Annotated in this window: 21 protein-coding genes; 15 read left to right on the forward strand and 6 right to left on the reverse strand. The window is 43.1% G+C overall.

What is annotated here, in order from left to right; all coding sequences use genetic code 11:
- The first annotated feature begins 85 nt into the window (after window positions 1–85).
- The 7 genes from HUZ36_RS13570 to murA are packed head-to-tail and all read left to right on the forward strand — an operon-like array spanning window position 86 to window position 4,743.
- Window positions 86–886: an ATP-binding cassette domain-containing protein gene (locus HUZ36_RS13570; RefSeq protein WP_176033140.1), complete on the forward strand. Its 801-nt coding sequence runs from the start codon at window positions 86–88 to the stop codon at window positions 884–886.
- A 2-nt stretch (window positions 887–888) separates the two neighbouring features.
- Entirely contained in the window at window positions 889–1,668 is a 780-nt protein-coding gene (gene mlaE / locus HUZ36_RS13575; protein WP_128730851.1) for a lipid asymmetry maintenance ABC transporter permease subunit MlaE, read from the forward strand.
- 13 nt (window positions 1,669–1,681) lie between these two features.
- Window positions 1,682–2,227, forward strand: a complete 546-nt coding sequence (gene mlaD, locus HUZ36_RS13580; RefSeq protein ID WP_125251169.1) for an outer membrane lipid asymmetry maintenance protein MlaD — start codon at window positions 1,682–1,684, stop codon at window positions 2,225–2,227.
- 2 nt (window positions 2,228–2,229) lie between these two features.
- The gene (locus tag HUZ36_RS13585; RefSeq protein WP_125251168.1) at window positions 2,230–2,916 is read left to right on the forward strand and encodes an MlaC/ttg2D family ABC transporter substrate-binding protein; all 687 of its coding nucleotides are present in this window, start codon (window positions 2,230–2,232) and stop codon (window positions 2,914–2,916) included.
- Entirely contained in the window at window positions 2,903–3,208 is a 306-nt protein-coding gene (locus tag HUZ36_RS13590) for an STAS domain-containing protein (protein ID WP_125251212.1), read from the forward strand. The genes HUZ36_RS13585 and HUZ36_RS13590 overlap by 14 nt, the downstream gene beginning before the upstream one ends.
- Window positions 3,209–3,213: 5 nt before the next feature.
- A complete protein-coding gene (locus tag HUZ36_RS13595) occupies window positions 3,214–3,471 on the forward strand; it encodes a BolA family protein (protein WP_099643171.1) in 258 nt (85 codons plus the stop codon).
- A gap of 12 nt (window positions 3,472–3,483) precedes the next feature.
- Window positions 3,484–4,743: a UDP-N-acetylglucosamine 1-carboxyvinyltransferase gene (murA, locus tag HUZ36_RS13600; RefSeq protein WP_125251167.1), complete on the forward strand. Its 1,260-nt coding sequence runs from the start codon at window positions 3,484–3,486 to the stop codon at window positions 4,741–4,743.
- Window positions 4,744–4,807: 64 nt separating this feature from the next.
- On the opposite strand, the gene HUZ36_RS13605 is transcribed toward murA, so the two are convergent.
- From HUZ36_RS13605 to HUZ36_RS13615, 3 genes are all read right to left on the reverse strand, one after another.
- Window positions 4,808–5,887, reverse strand: a complete 1,080-nt coding sequence (locus HUZ36_RS13605; protein WP_176033141.1) for a trypsin-like peptidase domain-containing protein — start codon at window positions 5,885–5,887, stop codon at window positions 4,808–4,810.
- A gap of 103 nt (window positions 5,888–5,990) precedes the next feature.
- Complete coding sequence (locus HUZ36_RS13610; RefSeq protein ID WP_176033142.1) at window positions 5,991–7,343, reverse strand: DegQ family serine endoprotease; 1,353 nt, start codon at window positions 7,341–7,343, stop codon at window positions 5,991–5,993.
- Between the two features lie 110 nt (window positions 7,344–7,453).
- Window positions 7,454–7,909, reverse strand: a complete 456-nt coding sequence (locus HUZ36_RS13615) for a YhcB family protein (protein ID WP_125251164.1) — start codon at window positions 7,907–7,909, stop codon at window positions 7,454–7,456.
- 122 nt (window positions 7,910–8,031) lie between these two features.
- On the opposite strand from HUZ36_RS13615, the gene zapE reads away from it, so the two are divergent.
- From zapE to HUZ36_RS13655, 8 genes are all read left to right on the forward strand, one after another.
- The gene (gene zapE / locus HUZ36_RS13620; protein ID WP_128731596.1) at window positions 8,032–9,120 is read left to right on the forward strand and encodes a cell division protein ZapE; all 1,089 of its coding nucleotides are present in this window, start codon (window positions 8,032–8,034) and stop codon (window positions 9,118–9,120) included.
- A 349-nt stretch (window positions 9,121–9,469) separates the two neighbouring features.
- Window positions 9,470–9,898, forward strand: a complete 429-nt coding sequence (gene rplM / locus HUZ36_RS13625; RefSeq protein WP_010376694.1) for a 50S ribosomal protein L13 — start codon at window positions 9,470–9,472, stop codon at window positions 9,896–9,898.
- 8 nt (window positions 9,899–9,906) lie between these two features.
- Window positions 9,907–10,299, forward strand: coding sequence for a 30S ribosomal protein S9 (gene rpsI / locus HUZ36_RS13630; protein ID WP_161568695.1), 393 nt, complete (start codon window positions 9,907–9,909; stop codon window positions 10,297–10,299).
- A 502-nt stretch (window positions 10,300–10,801) separates the two neighbouring features.
- On the forward strand, window positions 10,802–11,392 hold the full coding sequence (petA, locus tag HUZ36_RS13635; RefSeq protein ID WP_125251162.1) for a ubiquinol-cytochrome c reductase iron-sulfur subunit: 591 nt from the start codon (window positions 10,802–10,804) through the stop codon (window positions 11,390–11,392).
- Window positions 11,392–12,693, forward strand: a complete 1,302-nt coding sequence (locus tag HUZ36_RS13640; protein WP_125251161.1) for a cytochrome b — start codon at window positions 11,392–11,394, stop codon at window positions 12,691–12,693. Before petA ends, HUZ36_RS13640 begins: the two co-directional genes overlap by 1 nt.
- Complete coding sequence (locus HUZ36_RS13645) at window positions 12,690–13,427, forward strand: cytochrome c1 (protein ID WP_125251160.1); 738 nt, start codon at window positions 12,690–12,692, stop codon at window positions 13,425–13,427. Before HUZ36_RS13640 ends, HUZ36_RS13645 begins: the two co-directional genes overlap by 4 nt.
- A gap of 96 nt (window positions 13,428–13,523) precedes the next feature.
- Entirely contained in the window at window positions 13,524–14,150 is a 627-nt protein-coding gene (gene sspA / locus HUZ36_RS13650) for a stringent starvation protein SspA (RefSeq protein WP_125251159.1), read from the forward strand.
- Complete coding sequence (locus HUZ36_RS13655; protein WP_125251158.1) at window positions 14,150–14,575, forward strand: ClpXP protease specificity-enhancing factor; 426 nt, start codon at window positions 14,150–14,152, stop codon at window positions 14,573–14,575. Before sspA ends, HUZ36_RS13655 begins: the two co-directional genes overlap by 1 nt.
- A 313-nt stretch (window positions 14,576–14,888) precedes the next feature.
- Here HUZ36_RS13655 and dolP read toward each other — a convergent pair whose 3' ends face one another.
- The 3 genes from dolP to HUZ36_RS13670 are packed head-to-tail and all read right to left on the reverse strand — an operon-like array spanning window position 14,889 to window position 16,406.
- Window positions 14,889–15,455, reverse strand: coding sequence for a division/outer membrane stress-associated lipid-binding lipoprotein (dolP, locus tag HUZ36_RS13660; protein WP_125251157.1), 567 nt, complete (start codon window positions 15,453–15,455; stop codon window positions 14,889–14,891).
- The gene (locus tag HUZ36_RS13665; protein WP_176033143.1) at window positions 15,452–16,039 is read right to left on the reverse strand and encodes an SIS domain-containing protein; all 588 of its coding nucleotides are present in this window, start codon (window positions 16,037–16,039) and stop codon (window positions 15,452–15,454) included. Before HUZ36_RS13665 ends, dolP begins: the two co-directional genes overlap by 4 nt.
- 1 nt (window position 16,040) lies before the next feature.
- The gene (locus HUZ36_RS13670; protein ID WP_125251155.1) at window positions 16,041–16,406 is read right to left on the reverse strand and encodes a YraN family protein; all 366 of its coding nucleotides are present in this window, start codon (window positions 16,404–16,406) and stop codon (window positions 16,041–16,043) included.
- Window positions 16,407–16,414: the final 8 nt, after the last annotated feature.

A 16,414-nucleotide genomic window follows, 5' to 3' on the forward strand; every position in this document is an offset into this window, starting at 1 on the left:
CAAAATTTTACCAAAACGATTTTCCATCTTGTTTGAAAAAAAAGTATCATACTCCGATGAATATAGTCTTGATCTGGAGAGCGACTTGTCGCAATCAATTGTAGAAATCAAGGATGTAACCTTTTCCAGGGGTGAAAGGATCATCTACAAAAACATGAGCTTTTCCGTACCAGAAGGCAAAATCACCGCAATAATGGGGCCAAGTGGCATAGGTAAAACGACTATGCTGCGATTGATCGGTGGCCAGTTAAAACCTAATAGTGGTGATATTCTTTTTGCTGGAAACAGTATCCCAAGTATGTCCCGTAGTGAATTATATCAAGCAAGAACTCGCATGAGCATGTTGTTTCAAAGCGGTGCGTTGTTCACAGACATGAGTGTCTTTGACAATGTCGCTTTTCCTTTGCGCGAACACACGGAATTGTCAGAAGAGCTCATTCAGTTAGTAGTATTGATGAAGCTGCAAGCAGTAGGACTTCGTGGTGCAAAGGATTTAATGCCTGCAGAGCTTTCTGGCGGCATGGCGAGGCGCGCTGCTCTAGCGCGTGCGATAGCGCTTGACCCCGAACTTATCATGTATGATGAGCCATTCGCTGGGCAAGACCCCATTTCGATGGGGGTGTTGGTACGTTTAATTAAGTCACTAAATGAAGTGTTAGGTCTATCATCCTTAATCGTAACCCATGATGTGACAGAGGTACTGAGTATCGCGGATCATGTTGTCATTATCGCTGAGCAAGGCGTGATAGGTGAAGGGACGCCTGAGCAAATGCTAAAGCATGACTCAGCGCTAGTGCAGCAGTTTTTACAAGGGCTTGCCGATGGCCCTGTACCATTTCACTTCAATGCCCCTGATTATCAACAAGCACTGTTGCAAGGAGAGTAGAGTTGGTCGATTTTCTACAAAAAATAGGTCATAAAACACTAAGTCGCTTTGCTGCTCTTGGTCGTGCAACCAATATGCTATTTGGGGCGTTATTTAGTTTACCTAACTTTCGCAAAGGCACACCGCTATTAATCAAACAACTCTACATGGTAGGTCATCAGTCACTGTTGATTATTATGGTCTCGGGGTTATTTATTGGTATGGTTTTAGCGCTACAAGGCTATACCGTATTAGTAGGATATGGCGCTGAGGATAGCCTTGGGCCGTTGGTGGCGTTGAGTCTACTAAGAGAATTAGGTCCCGTTGTTACGGCGCTGTTATTTGCTGGGCGTGCGGGTAGTGCACTGACTGCTGAAATTGGTTTAATGAAAGCAACTGAGCAATTATCTAGTTTAGAGATGATGGCTATTGACCCATTAAAGCGCGTTATTGCACCACGATTTTGGGCAGGCTTTATCAGTATGCCACTGCTTGCGTTGATATTTTCAGCAATCGCTATCTTAGGTGCACATTTGGTTGGGGTGGATTGGTTAGGAGTCGATTCTGGTAGCTTCTGGTCTATCATGCAATCACAGGTATCGTTCCAAAAAGATATTTTAAACGGTCTTATTAAGAGCTTCGTATTTGCACTATTGGTGACTTGGATCGCGTTGTATAAAGGCTATGACTGTGTCCCTACATCTGAAGGGATAAGTAAGGCGACGACAGAGACAGTAGTACACTCTTCACTGGCTGTACTTGGCTTCGACTTTGTATTAACAGCGGTTATGTTCTCAAGTTAAAAGGTTTTAAAAAATGAATACACGGAAAATTGAAATTTTAGTTGGGCTATTTGTAGCGTTGGGTGTCGCTGCATTTATCATGTTAGCGCTCAAAGTGGCAAACTCAGGCTTGAGTGGTAATGGTGAAACCTACATGCTGCAAGCTAAGTTTGAGAATATCGGTTCACTGAAAACACGTGCACCAATCAAAGTGGGCGGAGTTGTTATTGGCCGTGTTGATGGCATTCAGATACACCCGCAGGAATTTGTACCTGTGGTTTCGATGAGTATCGACAAAAACTATGAATGTCAGTTTTCTGATACTTCATCAGTTTCTATATTAACGTCGGGCATTTTAGGTGAGCAATATCTTGGTATTTCTCCAGTAATTGCCGCTGAGTCAGCTAAGCAAAAGTGTTTAGGTCAAGAAGTGACGAGCGAAGATAGTGTTGATCTTGAGTCTCTCTTCGGGGTGGAAACAAAAGCGCTTAAAGACGGCGATATGATCACAGACACAAAGTCTGCGCTTGTATTAGAAGAGTTGATTGGTCAGTTCCTATTTAATCAAGGGAGCGAGTAAATATGTTAATGAATCTTTATACCAAATGCCTGATTTGGCTGGTTGCCATTATGGTTACGATGTCATTGCAGGCAAAAGAAGTGGACTCAAGCGATCCATATAAAATGGTTGAGCAAGTTGCAGCACAAACTTTTCAGCGTGTAACAAAAGAGCAGAGCATTATCGAAAAGGATAAAGAGCACCTACGTGTTATCGTCGAAGAAGAGCTTTTGCCTTACATCGATTACAAATATGCCGCATATCGCGTTTTGGGATCCTACATTCAAACAGTACGTAACATTGAAGATAAACAGGAAAAAGCAGCTGCAGTTGAGCATATTAAAACCTTTATTGAGGTGTTTAAAAGCTATCTGGTAGCAACGTATGCAGGTGTGTTTACTCAGTATAAAGATCAAAAAGTAGAATTCGGTGAACATCGGCCATTTGATAAAGAAGATATTGCTATTGTAAAAACAAAAATAGTTGAGGCTGGTAAACCGGATATTAAAATTGATTTTAAAGTCAGGCGCGGTAAAGACAATGATTGGCGTGCCTTTGATATGATGGCAGAAGGGATCAGCCTATTAGATGCCAAACAAAGTGAGTTGCATGGTATCTTGCGCCAACAAGGTATTGAACATGTGATCCAGTTGTTGGACAAAAAGAGCAAGCTTCCTGTGCAATTTAGAGGGGATGATGGTGACGCCTAAAATTTCATTCACCGAAAGTAAAGGTGAAATCGTGTTAACTGGTGAACTAACAAGAGCGAGTTTACCAAGCGCACTGAAACAGTCGGCTATCGTTCAATTGCTGAAAAATGCACAATCAACCGTCTATTTTGACCTTTCTAAGGTCTCAAGGGTTGACACCGCGGGCTTAGCTTGGTTAATTCACTCTTTAGGTCAATTAAAGCAGCGCGACATTCGTCTCGAGCTGAGAAATACACCTGAGCAACTGCAAAATTTAATGGAGTTGGGGCAGGTGACAACCCTATTTGAGTGAGTCTAATGGAAACAAATCAAGTCGAAACTTTATTAAAAGATGCGCTATCGCTTGACGAAATTATCGTAAAAGCAAACGGTAGTCACTACGAAGTCATTGCTGTTGGAACGTGTTTTGACGGATTAAGAAGGCTAAAAAGGGAACAGTTAATTTATGGACCACTAATGGATACCATCAAAGATGGGACTATCCATGCGGTGAGCATTCGCGCATTCACGCCTGATGAGTGGCAAAAAGAGCGTAAATTTATTCTTCCACAATAACGGGGTGCCGCAATGGATCAGTTTGTTATCCAAGGTGGCACCACTCTTGCCGGTGAAGTCACTATTTCTGGGGCTAAAAATGCAGCCCTTCCTATCCTATTTGCTGCGCTATTAGGCGAAGGTAAAAGCCGTTTTTCTAATGTACCGCACTTACGTGATATCGGTACGACAGAAGCATTACTAAAGACTCTAGGTGCCGAAGTGGAGTGGGATGGCGACACGCTTGAAATCAACGGCGCGACGGTAAACAATGTGCTTGCTCCTTATGATCTGGTGAAGCAGATGCGCGCATCGGTATTGGCGCTCGGTCCTTTGGTGGCTAGATTTGGTAATGCACAGGTATCGTTACCCGGTGGTTGTGCTATTGGTGCTCGTCCTGTTGATCTACATATTTCAGGCCTAGAGAAAATGGGTGCAACCATCAAAGTTGAGAATGGTTATATTCATGCAACGACAGAAGGGCGATTGCGTGGTGCAGAGATCTTCATGGAAACGGTCAGTGTTGGTGCGACCGAAAACTTGCTGATGGCTGCCACACTTGCTGATGGTAAAACCGTATTAGAAAATGCTGCCAGAGAACCTGAAATCATCAATTTAGCCCAGTGCTTGGTTGCTATGGGAGCAAAAATAAGTGGTGCAGGTTCTAGCCGAATTGAAGTCGAAGGTGTAGAACATCTCAGCGGGTGTGAGCATAAGATCCTTCCAGATCGCATTGAAACGGGGACTTTCCTTGTTGCAGCGGCGATGGCAAAGGGCGAGGTGCTTTGTAAAAACACGGATTATCATAGTCTTGAACCCGTTCTTGAAAAGCTTCGAGCTGCCAATGCTATCGTTGAAGTCAATGATGATAGTATCTATGTGGACATGCGTCAGCGCGCGTTGAAAGCGGTAAATATTAAGACTATGCCACATCCAGGGTTTCCAACAGACATGCAAGCTCAGTTTACTGCACTAAACGTAGTAGCAGAAGGGAGCGCAACAATTACAGAAACCATCTTTGAAAATCGCTTTATGCATGTGCCAGAATTGCAGCGTATGGGAGCGAATATTCGCTTAGAAGGGAACACAGCGATTTGTGGCGATACTGCTTCTTTGTCTGGTGCACAAGTAATGGCAACGGACTTACGTGCATCAGCAAGTTTGATCCTCACAGGGATCGTCGCTACAGGTGAGACTATTGTTGACCGTATCTATCATGTTGATAGAGGGTATCAAAAGATAGAAGATAAATTGAGTCGGTTAGGAGCTAATATAAAGCGCCGTAAAACTTGAACTTAATCGTCTGAGTAAAAGCGTCCACTTGGACGCTTTTTGCTTAATATAACCTGAGTTCAGGTCAATATAGTCCCGTTTCTAGCTCTGCGACTTCAACTGTAATAGTAAGGCGCTGACCTGCTCTTAGCACTTCAAACTCGAGCTCTGTGCCTGGGGCTGTGTTACCTATTCGCTTCAACGTTCTTTGTGGGTTAGTGACAGACTCCCCACCGACTTTCACCACAATATCATGCTCTTTCATACCAGCTTGCCAAGCAGGTCCCAATGGATCTAATTCACTGACGGCTAGGCCGATGATTGGTGTGTAAAGGTCGGTGACGCTTTTTCCTGTGCTATCAACAGGTGTACCCCTAAACCCTAGATAACCTCGGATAACTCTACCGTCCATGATGAGTTTATGCATTACATCCATGGCGAGATCAAAAGGGATTGCAAAAGATATGCCTTGAATGTCAATATTGAGGCGGGTACGAAACTGCGCTGAAGTAATCCCAACAAGTGCGCCGTTTGAGTTGACGACCGCTCCTCCTGAATTACCAACATTGATGGCAGCATCCATTTGCAGCAAACTATTAAACTGGCTCTCTGTCAGCGTTTGTTTGCCGGTCGCACTAATAATCCCTTGTGTAATCGTTTGTCCTATATTGAGCGGGTTACCAATGGCAAGCACGACATCCCCGACCCGCGGTTGATAGCTCGGGTCGATTGGAATAACGGGAAGGTTTTCACCAGGAATTTTCAGTAGCGCTAAATCCGTAATGGTGTCAAAACCAATAAGTTGAGTATCACTGTATTGGCGGCCATCTGGAAGCAATACAATTATCTGATCGGCATTATTCACTACGTGGTAGTTAGTGAGAATATAGCCGTCACGACTCATAATAACACCTGAGCCGAGCTCTCGAACCGTGCTTTGGCGTTGATACCTTGGCTGCGTACTAAACCCCTCAGAAAAAATCGTTACCACAGCAGGAGCCGTTTTTTCAACAGCATCGGCAAAGCTCATATGCTGAGATTTAATACGGGGCGCTTCAAGTGTTGGTAGATTTGCCCTGAGTTCAGGGTTAAACCAAATGATGATGAACGCTATCCCAAGTCCAGCTAGTAGAGGTGGAAAAATGAATTTAATTAATTTGAACACGCGTGTTTATATTTATCGTTATTTAATATTACTAATAATGACACAAAAAAAAACACAGCGACAAGCTTCGCTGTGTTTCATTTTTTAATATTGGGTCAAAGTGTTACTGAATTAGGTAGAATACAGTTTCACGACCGCGTTTGATCCCAAGTACAATATTGCCTCTGATCCCATCAATTAGTTTGGACATCTCTTTGACACTGGTGACACGCTTGCGGTTCACTTGCATGATCACATCACCTTCTTCGAGACCGACGCGAGCCGCAGGAGAGCGAGGTTCAACTGAAGTAATTACGACTCCTTCATTACCATCACGCTCGCCACTTTCAAGCACGGCACCACGAAGGTTTGGATGCACATCTTCAGCATTGGCTTGCTCTTCTTGTTTGCCGCCAAGTTCTACGTCAATAAATTTGGTTCTGCCATCTCGATAAACGCCCAGCCTGACTTCTCGGCCTTCACCTAAAGTGGCAACCTTGCTAGCAAGCTCTGCCATGCTTTCGACTTCATCACCATTGAGGCTGACAATTACATCATTGGCTTTTAGTCCTGCTTTATCTGCAGCTGAATCTTCAACAACGCGCATTACGTAAGCACCGCGCTTAACATCAAAGCCTTGTGCTTTAGCAAGACCTGCATCAAGAGTACGACCATGGATCCCTAAAGAGCCGCGACGCACTTCACCGTATTCAATGATTTGATCGACTAGGCTTTTCATCATATTTGATGGGATAGCAAAGCCAATACCTACGTTCCCACCGGATGCACCAAGAATAGCGGTATTAATACCAATTAGCTCGCCATTGAGGTTAACAAGCGCTCCCCCAGAGTTACCTTGGTTGATAGCAGCGTCGGTTTGAATAAAGTCTTCATAGCCTTCTATATTCAAGCCACTTCGACCAAGTGCGCTGATGATACCTGAGGTTACTGTGTGGCTTAAGCCAAATGGGTTACCTATTGCTACCGAAAAGTCGCCCACTCTTAATCTGTCTGAGTCCGCCAACTTAACTTCTGTAAGGTCTTCACCATCGATCTGCAACAACGCGATATCAGATTCTGCATCGCTACCAATGAGCTTTGCTTCAAATTCTCTGCCATCTTTTAAAGTTACCAGCATTTCGTCGGCATCATCAATTACATGGTTATTAGTAACCACGTATCCTTTATTTGCGTCAATGATGACACCCGAACCTAATCCACTGAAAGGTCGCTTTTGGCTGCGAGGTTGGGGTTGACCGAAGAAAAAGTCAAATGGGTCAACACGGCGGCGCACCTCTTTTGCACCTTTTACTTGAATACTAACAACACCCGGCGTTACCTTTTCTAACATAGGTGCAAGTGTCGGTAATTGTTGACCATCAACGGCAACAGGAAGTTTGGCCACGCTCTGTTGTGGTATTAACAACAGGCTTGAAGAAAGTAAAGCGGCCGATAACAAAGATAAATTAAATTTCATAGTCGTGAAGTACTCCGCTATTAGCGTTTATATAGTTCGTAAGGGGCTGCTAACTAGCCCCTAGAATCAATAACTTCTTTTAAAGACTATGGGGTCTACAAAAAGTTTCATCAAGAGGCTTTAATTTGCTCACTTTCTTTTTTTTGACCAGAAAACAACCCAGTTTCGCCCTCTGCGTAGTCACTAGGAGGTACTTCAAAGCTCGGATCTTGCTTACGTCGTCTTTCTGGACGAGCTTGAAGAGAAGCTTGTAATTGCTCAGTAGTTTCCTTTGAGAAAAATGGATCAGCAGGATGAGAAGGGCGTTCTTGCGTTAGTAGCTGATTGGTCTCTTCAACATGAGTCAGCAGTTGTTGGTAACTGTCTTGCATTCTGTTCACTAGCTTTTTAGTGCTAGCTAAGTGGTCAGAAACATCCTGTCGATATTGCTCTAAATCATGTTTTGCTTGCTGTGCTTGTACTTCTAACTCGTCATGCTTGAATTGCTTCTTAGTGACAAAACCACCAAGAAAAAATGCAGCCACGGCAACAATGATCAGTAATCCAAGCCAAGTAACGGTAGTCATAGGTTTCTCCCTGTATGCCCTAAGGCAAATAAAAATAAAAACTCTGATAGAGTTAAATATACGCTGTGAATGCAGTCGTGTTAATATAACCCACAAACAAATCGTAAAAAATATTTAAGTCGATGACGCCTTGGGAAAAATATCAGCAAGATCTACAACGTGATGATTTTCAATATGACAGTGCACAGGAAAATGCGGTAAAGCATTTACAGCGCTTATACGATGATCTTATCAATCAGCCAGTGGTCAAGCAGAGTTTCTTCTCGCGCCTGTTTGGCAAGGCTGAGCAACCAAAAGTGAAGGGCTTGTACTTTTGGGGAGGCGTTGGGCGAGGCAAAACATACCTTGTCGATACTTTTTATGACGCATTGCCAACAGAGCGTAAGATGCGCGTGCACTTCCACCGTTTTATGCATCGTGTACACAACGAGTTAAAAAAGCTCAAAGATGTTAAAAACCCACTTGAAAGTATCGCTGATACTTTTAAGTCAGAAACCGACATAATCTGTTTCGATGAGTTTTTTGTTCAAGATATAACAGACGCTATGTTGTTAGGTGGTTTGATGGAAGCCTTGTTCGAGCGAGGCATTGTATTGGTTGCGACTTCTAATATCATTCCCGATGAGTTATATCGAAATGGACTGCAACGAGCACGATTCTTACCTGCAATTGCTTTGGTAAAGGCAAACACTGAAGTCGTTAACGTAGATTCTGGTATTGATTATCGATTGCGTACTTTGGAGCAAGCTGAAATATTCCACAGCCCGTTAGATGCGCAAGCAGATAAAAATTTATTCGAGTATTTCAGTAAATTATCACCTGAACCGGGCCAAGAAAACCAAGCGATAGAAATTGAAGGGCGAATGATCCAAACTCGTATGGTCTCAGATTGTATCGTGATGTTTGACTTTTCGGCACTCTGCGAAACGGCGCGCTCCCAAGTTGACTATATGGAAATCAGCCGCTTATACAACACAGTGATTTTGTCTAATGTGAAGCAAATGGGGCAGCAAAACGATGATGCAGCGCGGCGTTTTATTGCTTTAGTCGATGAGTTTTATGAGCGCAATGTGACGCTTATTATCTCTGCTGCTGCACCGATCACAGAGTTATACAGCGAGGGTACACTCACATTTGAATTCAAACGCTGTGTTAGTCGATTGCAAGAGATGCAGTCGCATGAGTACCTTGCGAGAGAACACTTAGCTTAAGGTGTGCATTTTTTATGTTGCAGCGCTGTGTGGGGTGTCAGTTGAAAGGCACTGTAAACGCAGCTTGCAGCATACCCGCAACGTCGCACTGACGGATTTTTCGTCTTTTTGATTTTTTTCAAAATTCTTGAGATTTTCTTGTAGAAAAAAACATCAAGCGCTGGTTTTCACCCAGAAGGCTTGCTATAATCCGCGGCCTGCCACGTTGCGTTCTATTGCCCTCGTCGGCTTAGCCACTGACTTGAGCGGCAAAAAAGTCTTCAACTCGAAGGGGTTAAAGCAAATACAAGTAGAGCGGTAGTCCAAGGACTGCCTGTGGTTTTAAAATTGAAAACTTTGGATTTTTATAATGAAAACGTTTGTTGCTAAACCAGAAACTGTAAAACGTGACTGGTACGTAGTTGACGCTGAAGGTAAAACTTTAGGTCGCATCGCTACTGAAATCGCTCGTCGCCTTCGCGGTAAGCATAAAGCTGAGTACACTCCACATGTTGATACTGGTGACTACATCATCGTAATCAACGCTGAGAAAGTTACTGTAACTGGTAACAAAACTCAGGACAAAATGTACTATGCTCACTCTGGTTACCCAGGTGGCCTTAAGTCTATCAACTTTGAGAAACTTCAAGCTAAAAAGCCTGAAATGATCATCGAGAAAGCGGTTAAAGGCATGTTACCTCGCGGTCCTCTAGGTCGTGAAATGTTCCGTAAACTTAAAGTTTACGCTGGTAACGAGCACAACCACGCTGCACAGCAGCCTCAGGTTCTAGACATTTAAGGAGCACTATCATGGCAAATCAATACTACGGTACAGGTCGTCGTAAAAGTTCAAGTGCTCGCGTATTCCTACGCCCAGGCACTGGCAACATCGTAATCAATAAGCGCTCTTTAGAAGAGTTCTTCGGTCGTGAAACTTCTCGCATGGTTGTTCGTCAGCCTCTAGAGTTAGTTGAAATGACAGAAAAGTTTGACTTATACATCACTGTTGCAGGTGGTGGTACAACTGGTCAAGCAGGTGCTATCCGTCACGGTATCACACGTGCACTAATGGAGTTTGACGAGTCTCTACGTCCAACTCTACGTAAAGCTGGCTTTGTTACTCGTGATGCTCGTAAAGTTGAGCGTAAGAAAGTTGGTCTTAAGAAAGCACGTAAGAAGACACAGTTCTCAAAGCGTTAATTTATTACGTTTCAAGAATTCAAAAACCCAGCTTATGCTGGGTTTTTTGTTTTCTATGCTCTCAATACTCACATCAAAGTGAGCACTGTTACAAAATTCCGCTTAATTTTGCCTAAAAATATCGTGTCAGATTAAAAAAGTTCAATAAATATAATAATTAGTGCAAATCGAACGGTAACTTGACGGTTTTTTTTGCTACAATTGGCGGAGCAAGTAGAAAGACCTGAGATCCAGTCATGCGATTTGGTGCGTATCCTTAGTCGGGGGTTGATCTTAGTCAGTATATTGTTGTGTCAGATGCGATATTATAAATACGCGGTTCCATGCTCGAAGTAATCATAGATGACTTTCTTCCGGTTTATTCGGGCATGGATCTGGAATAACCTTGTTTTAATCAAGGTATTTATTTATGATCGCGTCTATTTTGTAATTTCTTAAATTAACCTGCTGTAACTGATGTTCTCAATATAGCAAGTGTTGGGAATCAAGTGGAGATAAGTGGATGAGCAATGCGCCTGTAGACAACAGCCGACGTCGCTTTTTAACTATCGCTACCTCTGTTGTAGGTGGCGTTGGTGCGGTTGGAGCTGCTGTTCCTTTTATTGCGTCCTGGAATCCAAGTGAGCGAGCTAAATCTGCAGGTGCGCCTGTAGAAGTAGATATCAGCAAGCTTGAGTCTGGACAACTTATTCGTGTTGAGTGGCGAGGCAAACCAGTTTGGATTGTTAATCGTACACCAAAAATGCTAGAACAAATGAAGCAACACGAAGGTAATCTTCGTGATCCTAACTCAGAAGAGCCACAACAGTTGGCATCAGCTCAGAACGGGTATCGTTCTAAGCGACCTGAAATCTTCGTTGCGGTTGGGATTTGTACTCACTTGGGATGTTCACCAACCTTCTTAAATGGTAGTTTTGGTGAGTTAGTTGAAGGTACTGATAGTGGCTTCTTCTGTCCATGTCATGGTTCAAGATTTGATATGGCAGGGCGCGTATTCCAAAACGTACCTGCACCTCTAAACTTAGAAATCCCTCCGTATACCTTTATTGACGACACTACCATTTTGGTAGGTGAAGAAGAAGGGGTTGCATAATGTCTGGTCAAGTAGATAAAGCTGCAAATACGGGTGTTGTTGGTAAAGTTGTTGATTGGATTGACGATCGTATTCCTATGACTCGCGTCTGGAATATGCACATCGCACAGTACCCAGCACCAAAAAACTTTAACTTTTGGTACTTGTTTGGCTCGCTTGCCATTCTAGTACTAGTAAACCAGATTGTTACTGGTATCTGGCTAACCATGAGCTACGTACCTTCAGCCGAAGGTGCGTTCGCGTCTGTTGAATACATCATGCGTGATGTTGAATACGGTTGGTTATTGCGTTATTTACATTCTACCGGTGCATCCGCTTTCTTTGTGGTGGTTTATCTCCACATGTTCCGAGGTATGATTTACGGTTCCTACCAAAAACCACGTGAACTACTGTGGTTGTTTGGTATGTTTATTTTCCTTGCACTAATGGCTGAAGCTTTCATGGGTTACTTATTACCATGGGGTCAGATGTCATTCTGGGGTGCTCAGGTAATTATTTCACTATTCGGTGCTATCCCAGTAATTGGTGAAGATTTAACACAGTGGATCCGTGGTGACTACGTAATTTCAGGTGCCACACTAAACCGTTTCTTTGCATTACATGTAATCGCACTTCCTCTGGTATTGGTTATCTTAGTATTCTTGCATATCGTAGCATTGCATGAAGTTGGCTCTAACAACCCTGATGGCGTTGAGATCAAGCGCAAGAAAGGTTCAGTAGCTGAAGAAGACAAGCCTAAGTTCAAGTTTCACGAGTACTACACAAGTAAGAAAGATATTGTGGATGCAATTCCGTTCCACCCTTACTACACAGTAAAAGATGTGTTGGGTGTTGCTGGTTTCTTAATTTTGTTCTGTGCTGTTGTATTCTTTGCTCCAGAGATGAAAGGTTTCTTCCTTGAAGCGCCAAACTTTGAAGCTGCGAACCCGCTTAAGACACCTGAGCATATTTTCCCTGTATGGTATTTCACACCATTCTATGCGATTCTACGTGCAATTCCTGATAAATTATTAGGGGTAGCGGCGATGGGTGCATCGATCGTAGTGTTAGCGTTGCTACCGTGGATTGACCGTGGTTCAGTTCGCTCAATTCGCTACCGCTGTGGTTTCCATAAAGTGAACATCGCACAGTTTGTTGTTACCTTCTTAATCCTAGGTTGGGCAGGTGCAACACCGCAGACAACGTTCTCGACAATTTTGTCGCAGATCTGTACTGTGACGTATTTCATGTTCTTCGTTTTACTATTCGTGTACTCGAAGAATGAAACAACGAAGCCACTACCAACGAGGTTGACGAAATGATGAAAAAGCTAGTAATCGGTTTATTCGCATTGTTGCCAACACTATCGATGGCAGCTGGCCCGTCAGTACCGCTGATGGAAGCAAATAATGATTTAACTGATAACGCATCTTTGCAGCGTGGCGCTAAGCTATTTATGAACTACTGCTTAGGCTGTCACCAAATGCAGTATCAGCGTTATGAGCGTACTTTCAGAGATATTGGTATTCCAACCGAAATTGGTAAAGAAACCCTTATCTTTGATGGTTCAAAAGTGGGTAGCCACATATTGAACGCAATGGATCAGGATGACGCCGCTAAGTGGTTTGGTGCTCCTCCTCCAGACTTAACGCTTATCTCTCGCGTTAAGTCACCGGACTATATCTATACTTACTTGAAGTCATTCTACAAAGATGATTCTCGCCCATTTGGTGTAAACAATGTTGTTTTCCCACTGGTGGGGATGCCTCACGTATTACAAGAGTTACAGGGTTTACCAACACCTATCACTGAAGAAGTGGAAGAAAATGGTCAGACAGTAACTAAAGTGGTTGGCGTAGAGACTGACGGTACTGGTGAGATGAGTGTTGATGAATACGATCAAGCAGCTCGAGATATTACAAATTTCTTAGCGTATGTTGGTGAGCCATCTCGCCTACAGTCAGAAGCGCTAGGTATCAAAGTAATTGGCTTCTTGGTTATCTTCTTCATTTTGGCATTCTTCTTGAAGAAAGAATACTGGAGAGATGTTCATTAATTTGAATATTCAAAGGTAGTTTTTGCAATAGGGGCGTTCGCCCCTTTTGCTGTTTAAAGTGATTTAATTACTTTTAGTTTTTTAATGGAGGTAGGCATGGCCGTTGCTGCCAATAAGCGCCCTGTAATGACACTTTTTTCTGGGTCAAACTGTATGTACAGTCACCAAGTACGTATCGTACTTGCTGAGAAAGGTGTAAGTGTTGATATTCATCAGGCTGAAAAGGACAACTTACCGGAAGCGTTACATGAGATTAATCCGTATGGTACTGTACCTACGCTAATCGATCGTGAGCTTGGTTTGTATCAAGCAAATATCATTATGGAATATCTAGATGAGCGCTTCCCGCACCCTCCGCTGATGCCTGTATATCCGGTAATGCGTGGTCGTAGTCGTCTAATGATGCATCGTATTGAAACTGATTGGTACTCACTAGCTGAAAAGATTAGTGACGGTGGTGACGATGCTGCTCAAGCTCGCAAAGAGTTAACTGAAGCTTTACTCGCTGTTGCGGCTATCTTCACTGAAGCGCCTTACTTTATGAGTGAAGAATTTAGTCTTGTAGATTGCTACTTAGCACCACTGTTATGGCGTTTACCACAACTTGGTATTGAACTAAATGGCGCTGGAAGCAAAGAGCTTAAAGAGTACATGTTACGTTTATTCGAGCGTGATTCATTCCAAGCATCACTAACGGATGCTGAGCGTGAGATAAGATCATAATGACGTCTAATCGTCCTTACTTGCTCCGCGCTTTTTACGAGTGGATAGTAGATAACGAATGCACGCCACATTTAGTGGTCAATGCAGACTATCCCTCTGTACAGGTTCCTGCACAATTTGTTCAAGAGGGGCAAATTGTGTTGAATGTGAATCCGTCGGCGGTAACGAACTTTTCCATGGATAACCATGCAATCAGCTTTAATGCGCGCTTTAGCGGACAGCCTATGCAGGTGTATGTGCCTAATGGTGCTGTATTGGCTATCTATGCACGGGAAAATGGTGAAGGCACCGTATTCACGCCTGAAGAAGAAGTCTTTGAAGATGAAGCTTTAGAGTTGGTAGAAGAGACTGAAGTCTCACCAGAGCTTGACGCTAAACCTGAGCCAGAAAAGAAGAAAGGCTCGCATCTTAGAGTAATAAAATAAAAAAACCTGCGAATGCAGGTTTTTTTATGTCAGCATTTTATGCTCTTTACCATGTGGTTATTGGTCACTCTTTCAAGTAGAGCAAGTATTAAGACTAATATCTAAATCTCAGGTTAAATAACCTGAGATTTAGATAAGGAATGAGCTAACTCATTGCTTTTAAGACCACATTAAACTATCCGCTTCTCTAGCCAGACAGTTTTGGGGATAACAAGGCAAATTTACGTACCAATAGCGAGCTATTGGAAGTGAGTTCAACGCAGTTAGCGCTAAAATTGACTGCTAGAAAGGCATTAATTATCCGAAGCTCAGGTTAAATATATTCAAAGGCCTTAACCACCCGTTTGACGCCATTAATGTGACGAGCTATCTCAACAGCTGAGTTGGCTTCTTGCTTTGATACTAAACCCATCAAAAATACTTCTGAGTTTTCAGTAACCACCTTAATATTTGCACCATTGACCTCATCAGCCGCCAATAGTTTGGTTTTTACCTTAGAAGTTAGCCAAGTGTCATGGGTTTTTGTGGTGATGCCTATATTGGTGCTTATTCTAAGCTGGTTATGGACTTGCTTGACCCCCGCGATATTGTGTAATGCACGTTCGGCTTCAGTTTTCATTTCTTGATTGGCTACTTGACCAATCATCAGTACAACACCATTGACACTAACGAGTGTGATATTGGCATGATCGGCAAGACGTTTAACCTCTTTAATCGCCAATGTGCCTTTAATCTCGATATTATTGTCGTCAATTTGCGCACCAATCGTGCGTCTGTCATTGGCAGCGGATACTGCGCCAGCAGTACCTGCTACCACAGCAGCAGCACAGCCCTGCAAGAGTAATACCGCGGCAAGTAAGGAAGCTATTCTCATCATCATATTTCATCCTGAGGGAATAAAATGGCATCAATTAATTCACTGAGACAGTGAGTATTAAATAGTTGTGACTCAATGATCCGGCTAGGTCGCTTACTGGGGATCCGGATTTCTACATCCTGAGGGCCAAGTAGGCCTGTTAATTCTCCGCCGTCATCCCCGACTAATGCTATCACTTTCATATCTCGAGTTAATGCGGCTTCAACCGCGCCAATTACTGCCTTTTCTTGTCCATTAATGGCATATGCGACAAGTAAGTCACCTGGTTGTGCAAAAGCACGTACTTGTTTGGCAAAGCGCTCTCGCGCTTTGCCATTTTCGGGTGTTGCTAAGTTATACTGTTCATTGGTCAGTGCGAGTGCTGGTAGGCAAGGGCGCTCTGTTTCATAAAAGTTACTAAGTATTGTTGCCAAATGATGCGCTAGCATATGATTGCTTGGCGCGCCGCAGCAGATTATCTTATTGCCATTAATAAGGCTTTGCGCCATTGTCATTGCTGCCATCTCCAGGGCCTTAGGTAGCACTTCCCCAGCGGCAATCTGCGCTTGAATTGATTCTGTAAATATAGACTTAATAGATTCTTGCATGCTAAAAAATATTCTTAATCCAGTTTATTTCAGAAGGAGCTACCCCTTGAATTGCAACAAAGTCGACTCTCAGCTGTGTGTTATGCAAATTGTGTTGTGCCAAGTAATTATAAATACTACGCTTTAATCTTTGAAGCTTAGTTTTGGAAAGTGCATTAATTGCACCACCAAAATTTTTACTGTCACGGTATTTAACTTCGACGAACACCAACACTTGCGCTTCTCTCATAATGAGGTCAATTTCACCATACTTGCAATGAAAGTTTCTCGTTACAGGTGTTAGTCCCTGCTTTACCAAGTATTGTTCCGCAATTAACTCAAAGTGTTCACCTTTATTCCGTGTGTTATTAAATAGTCCCTTAAACATACAAAATC

The organism is Pseudoalteromonas sp. McH1-7, assembly GCF_013366255.1.
Taxonomy (GTDB): domain Bacteria; phylum Pseudomonadota; class Gammaproteobacteria; order Enterobacterales; family Alteromonadaceae; genus Pseudoalteromonas; species Pseudoalteromonas peptidolytica.

What these genes read in the sequence shown, in the direction of transcription:
- HUZ36_RS13655 (WP_125251158.1), top strand. Translation starts at nt 14,150, where the DNA reads ATGACGTCTAATCGTCCTTACTTGCTCCGCGCTTTTTACGAGTGGATA.
- HUZ36_RS13615 (WP_125251164.1), bottom strand. Translation starts at nt 7,909, where the DNA reads ATGACTACCGTTACTTGGCTTGGATTACTGATCATTGTTGCCGTGGCT.
- petA (WP_125251162.1), top strand. Translation starts at nt 10,802, where the DNA reads ATGAGCAATGCGCCTGTAGACAACAGCCGACGTCGCTTTTTAACTATC.
- sspA (WP_125251159.1), top strand. Translation starts at nt 13,524, where the DNA reads ATGGCCGTTGCTGCCAATAAGCGCCCTGTAATGACACTTTTTTCTGGG.
- HUZ36_RS13670 (WP_125251155.1), bottom strand. Translation starts at nt 16,406, where the DNA reads ATGTTTAAGGGACTATTTAATAACACACGGAATAAAGGTGAACACTTT.
- mlaD (WP_125251169.1), top strand. Translation starts at nt 1,682, where the DNA reads ATGAATACACGGAAAATTGAAATTTTAGTTGGGCTATTTGTAGCGTTG.
- HUZ36_RS13640 (WP_125251161.1), top strand. Translation starts at nt 11,392, where the DNA reads ATGTCTGGTCAAGTAGATAAAGCTGCAAATACGGGTGTTGTTGGTAAA.
- zapE (WP_128731596.1), top strand. Translation starts at nt 8,032, where the DNA reads ATGACGCCTTGGGAAAAATATCAGCAAGATCTACAACGTGATGATTTT.
- HUZ36_RS13645 (WP_125251160.1), top strand. Translation starts at nt 12,690, where the DNA reads ATGATGAAAAAGCTAGTAATCGGTTTATTCGCATTGTTGCCAACACTA.
- rplM (WP_010376694.1), top strand. Translation starts at nt 9,470, where the DNA reads ATGAAAACGTTTGTTGCTAAACCAGAAACTGTAAAACGTGACTGGTAC.
- dolP (WP_125251157.1), bottom strand. Translation starts at nt 15,455, where the DNA reads ATGATGATGAGAATAGCTTCCTTACTTGCCGCGGTATTACTCTTGCAG.
- HUZ36_RS13665 (WP_176033143.1), bottom strand. Translation starts at nt 16,039, where the DNA reads ATGCAAGAATCTATTAAGTCTATATTTACAGAATCAATTCAAGCGCAG.
- HUZ36_RS13585 (WP_125251168.1), top strand. Translation starts at nt 2,230, where the DNA reads ATGTTAATGAATCTTTATACCAAATGCCTGATTTGGCTGGTTGCCATT.
- murA (WP_125251167.1), top strand. Translation starts at nt 3,484, where the DNA reads ATGGATCAGTTTGTTATCCAAGGTGGCACCACTCTTGCCGGTGAAGTC.
- HUZ36_RS13610 (WP_176033142.1), bottom strand. Translation starts at nt 7,343, where the DNA reads ATGAAATTTAATTTATCTTTGTTATCGGCCGCTTTACTTTCTTCAAGC.
- HUZ36_RS13595 (WP_099643171.1), top strand. Translation starts at nt 3,214, where the DNA reads ATGGAAACAAATCAAGTCGAAACTTTATTAAAAGATGCGCTATCGCTT.
- HUZ36_RS13590 (WP_125251212.1), top strand. Translation starts at nt 2,903, where the DNA reads ATGGTGACGCCTAAAATTTCATTCACCGAAAGTAAAGGTGAAATCGTG.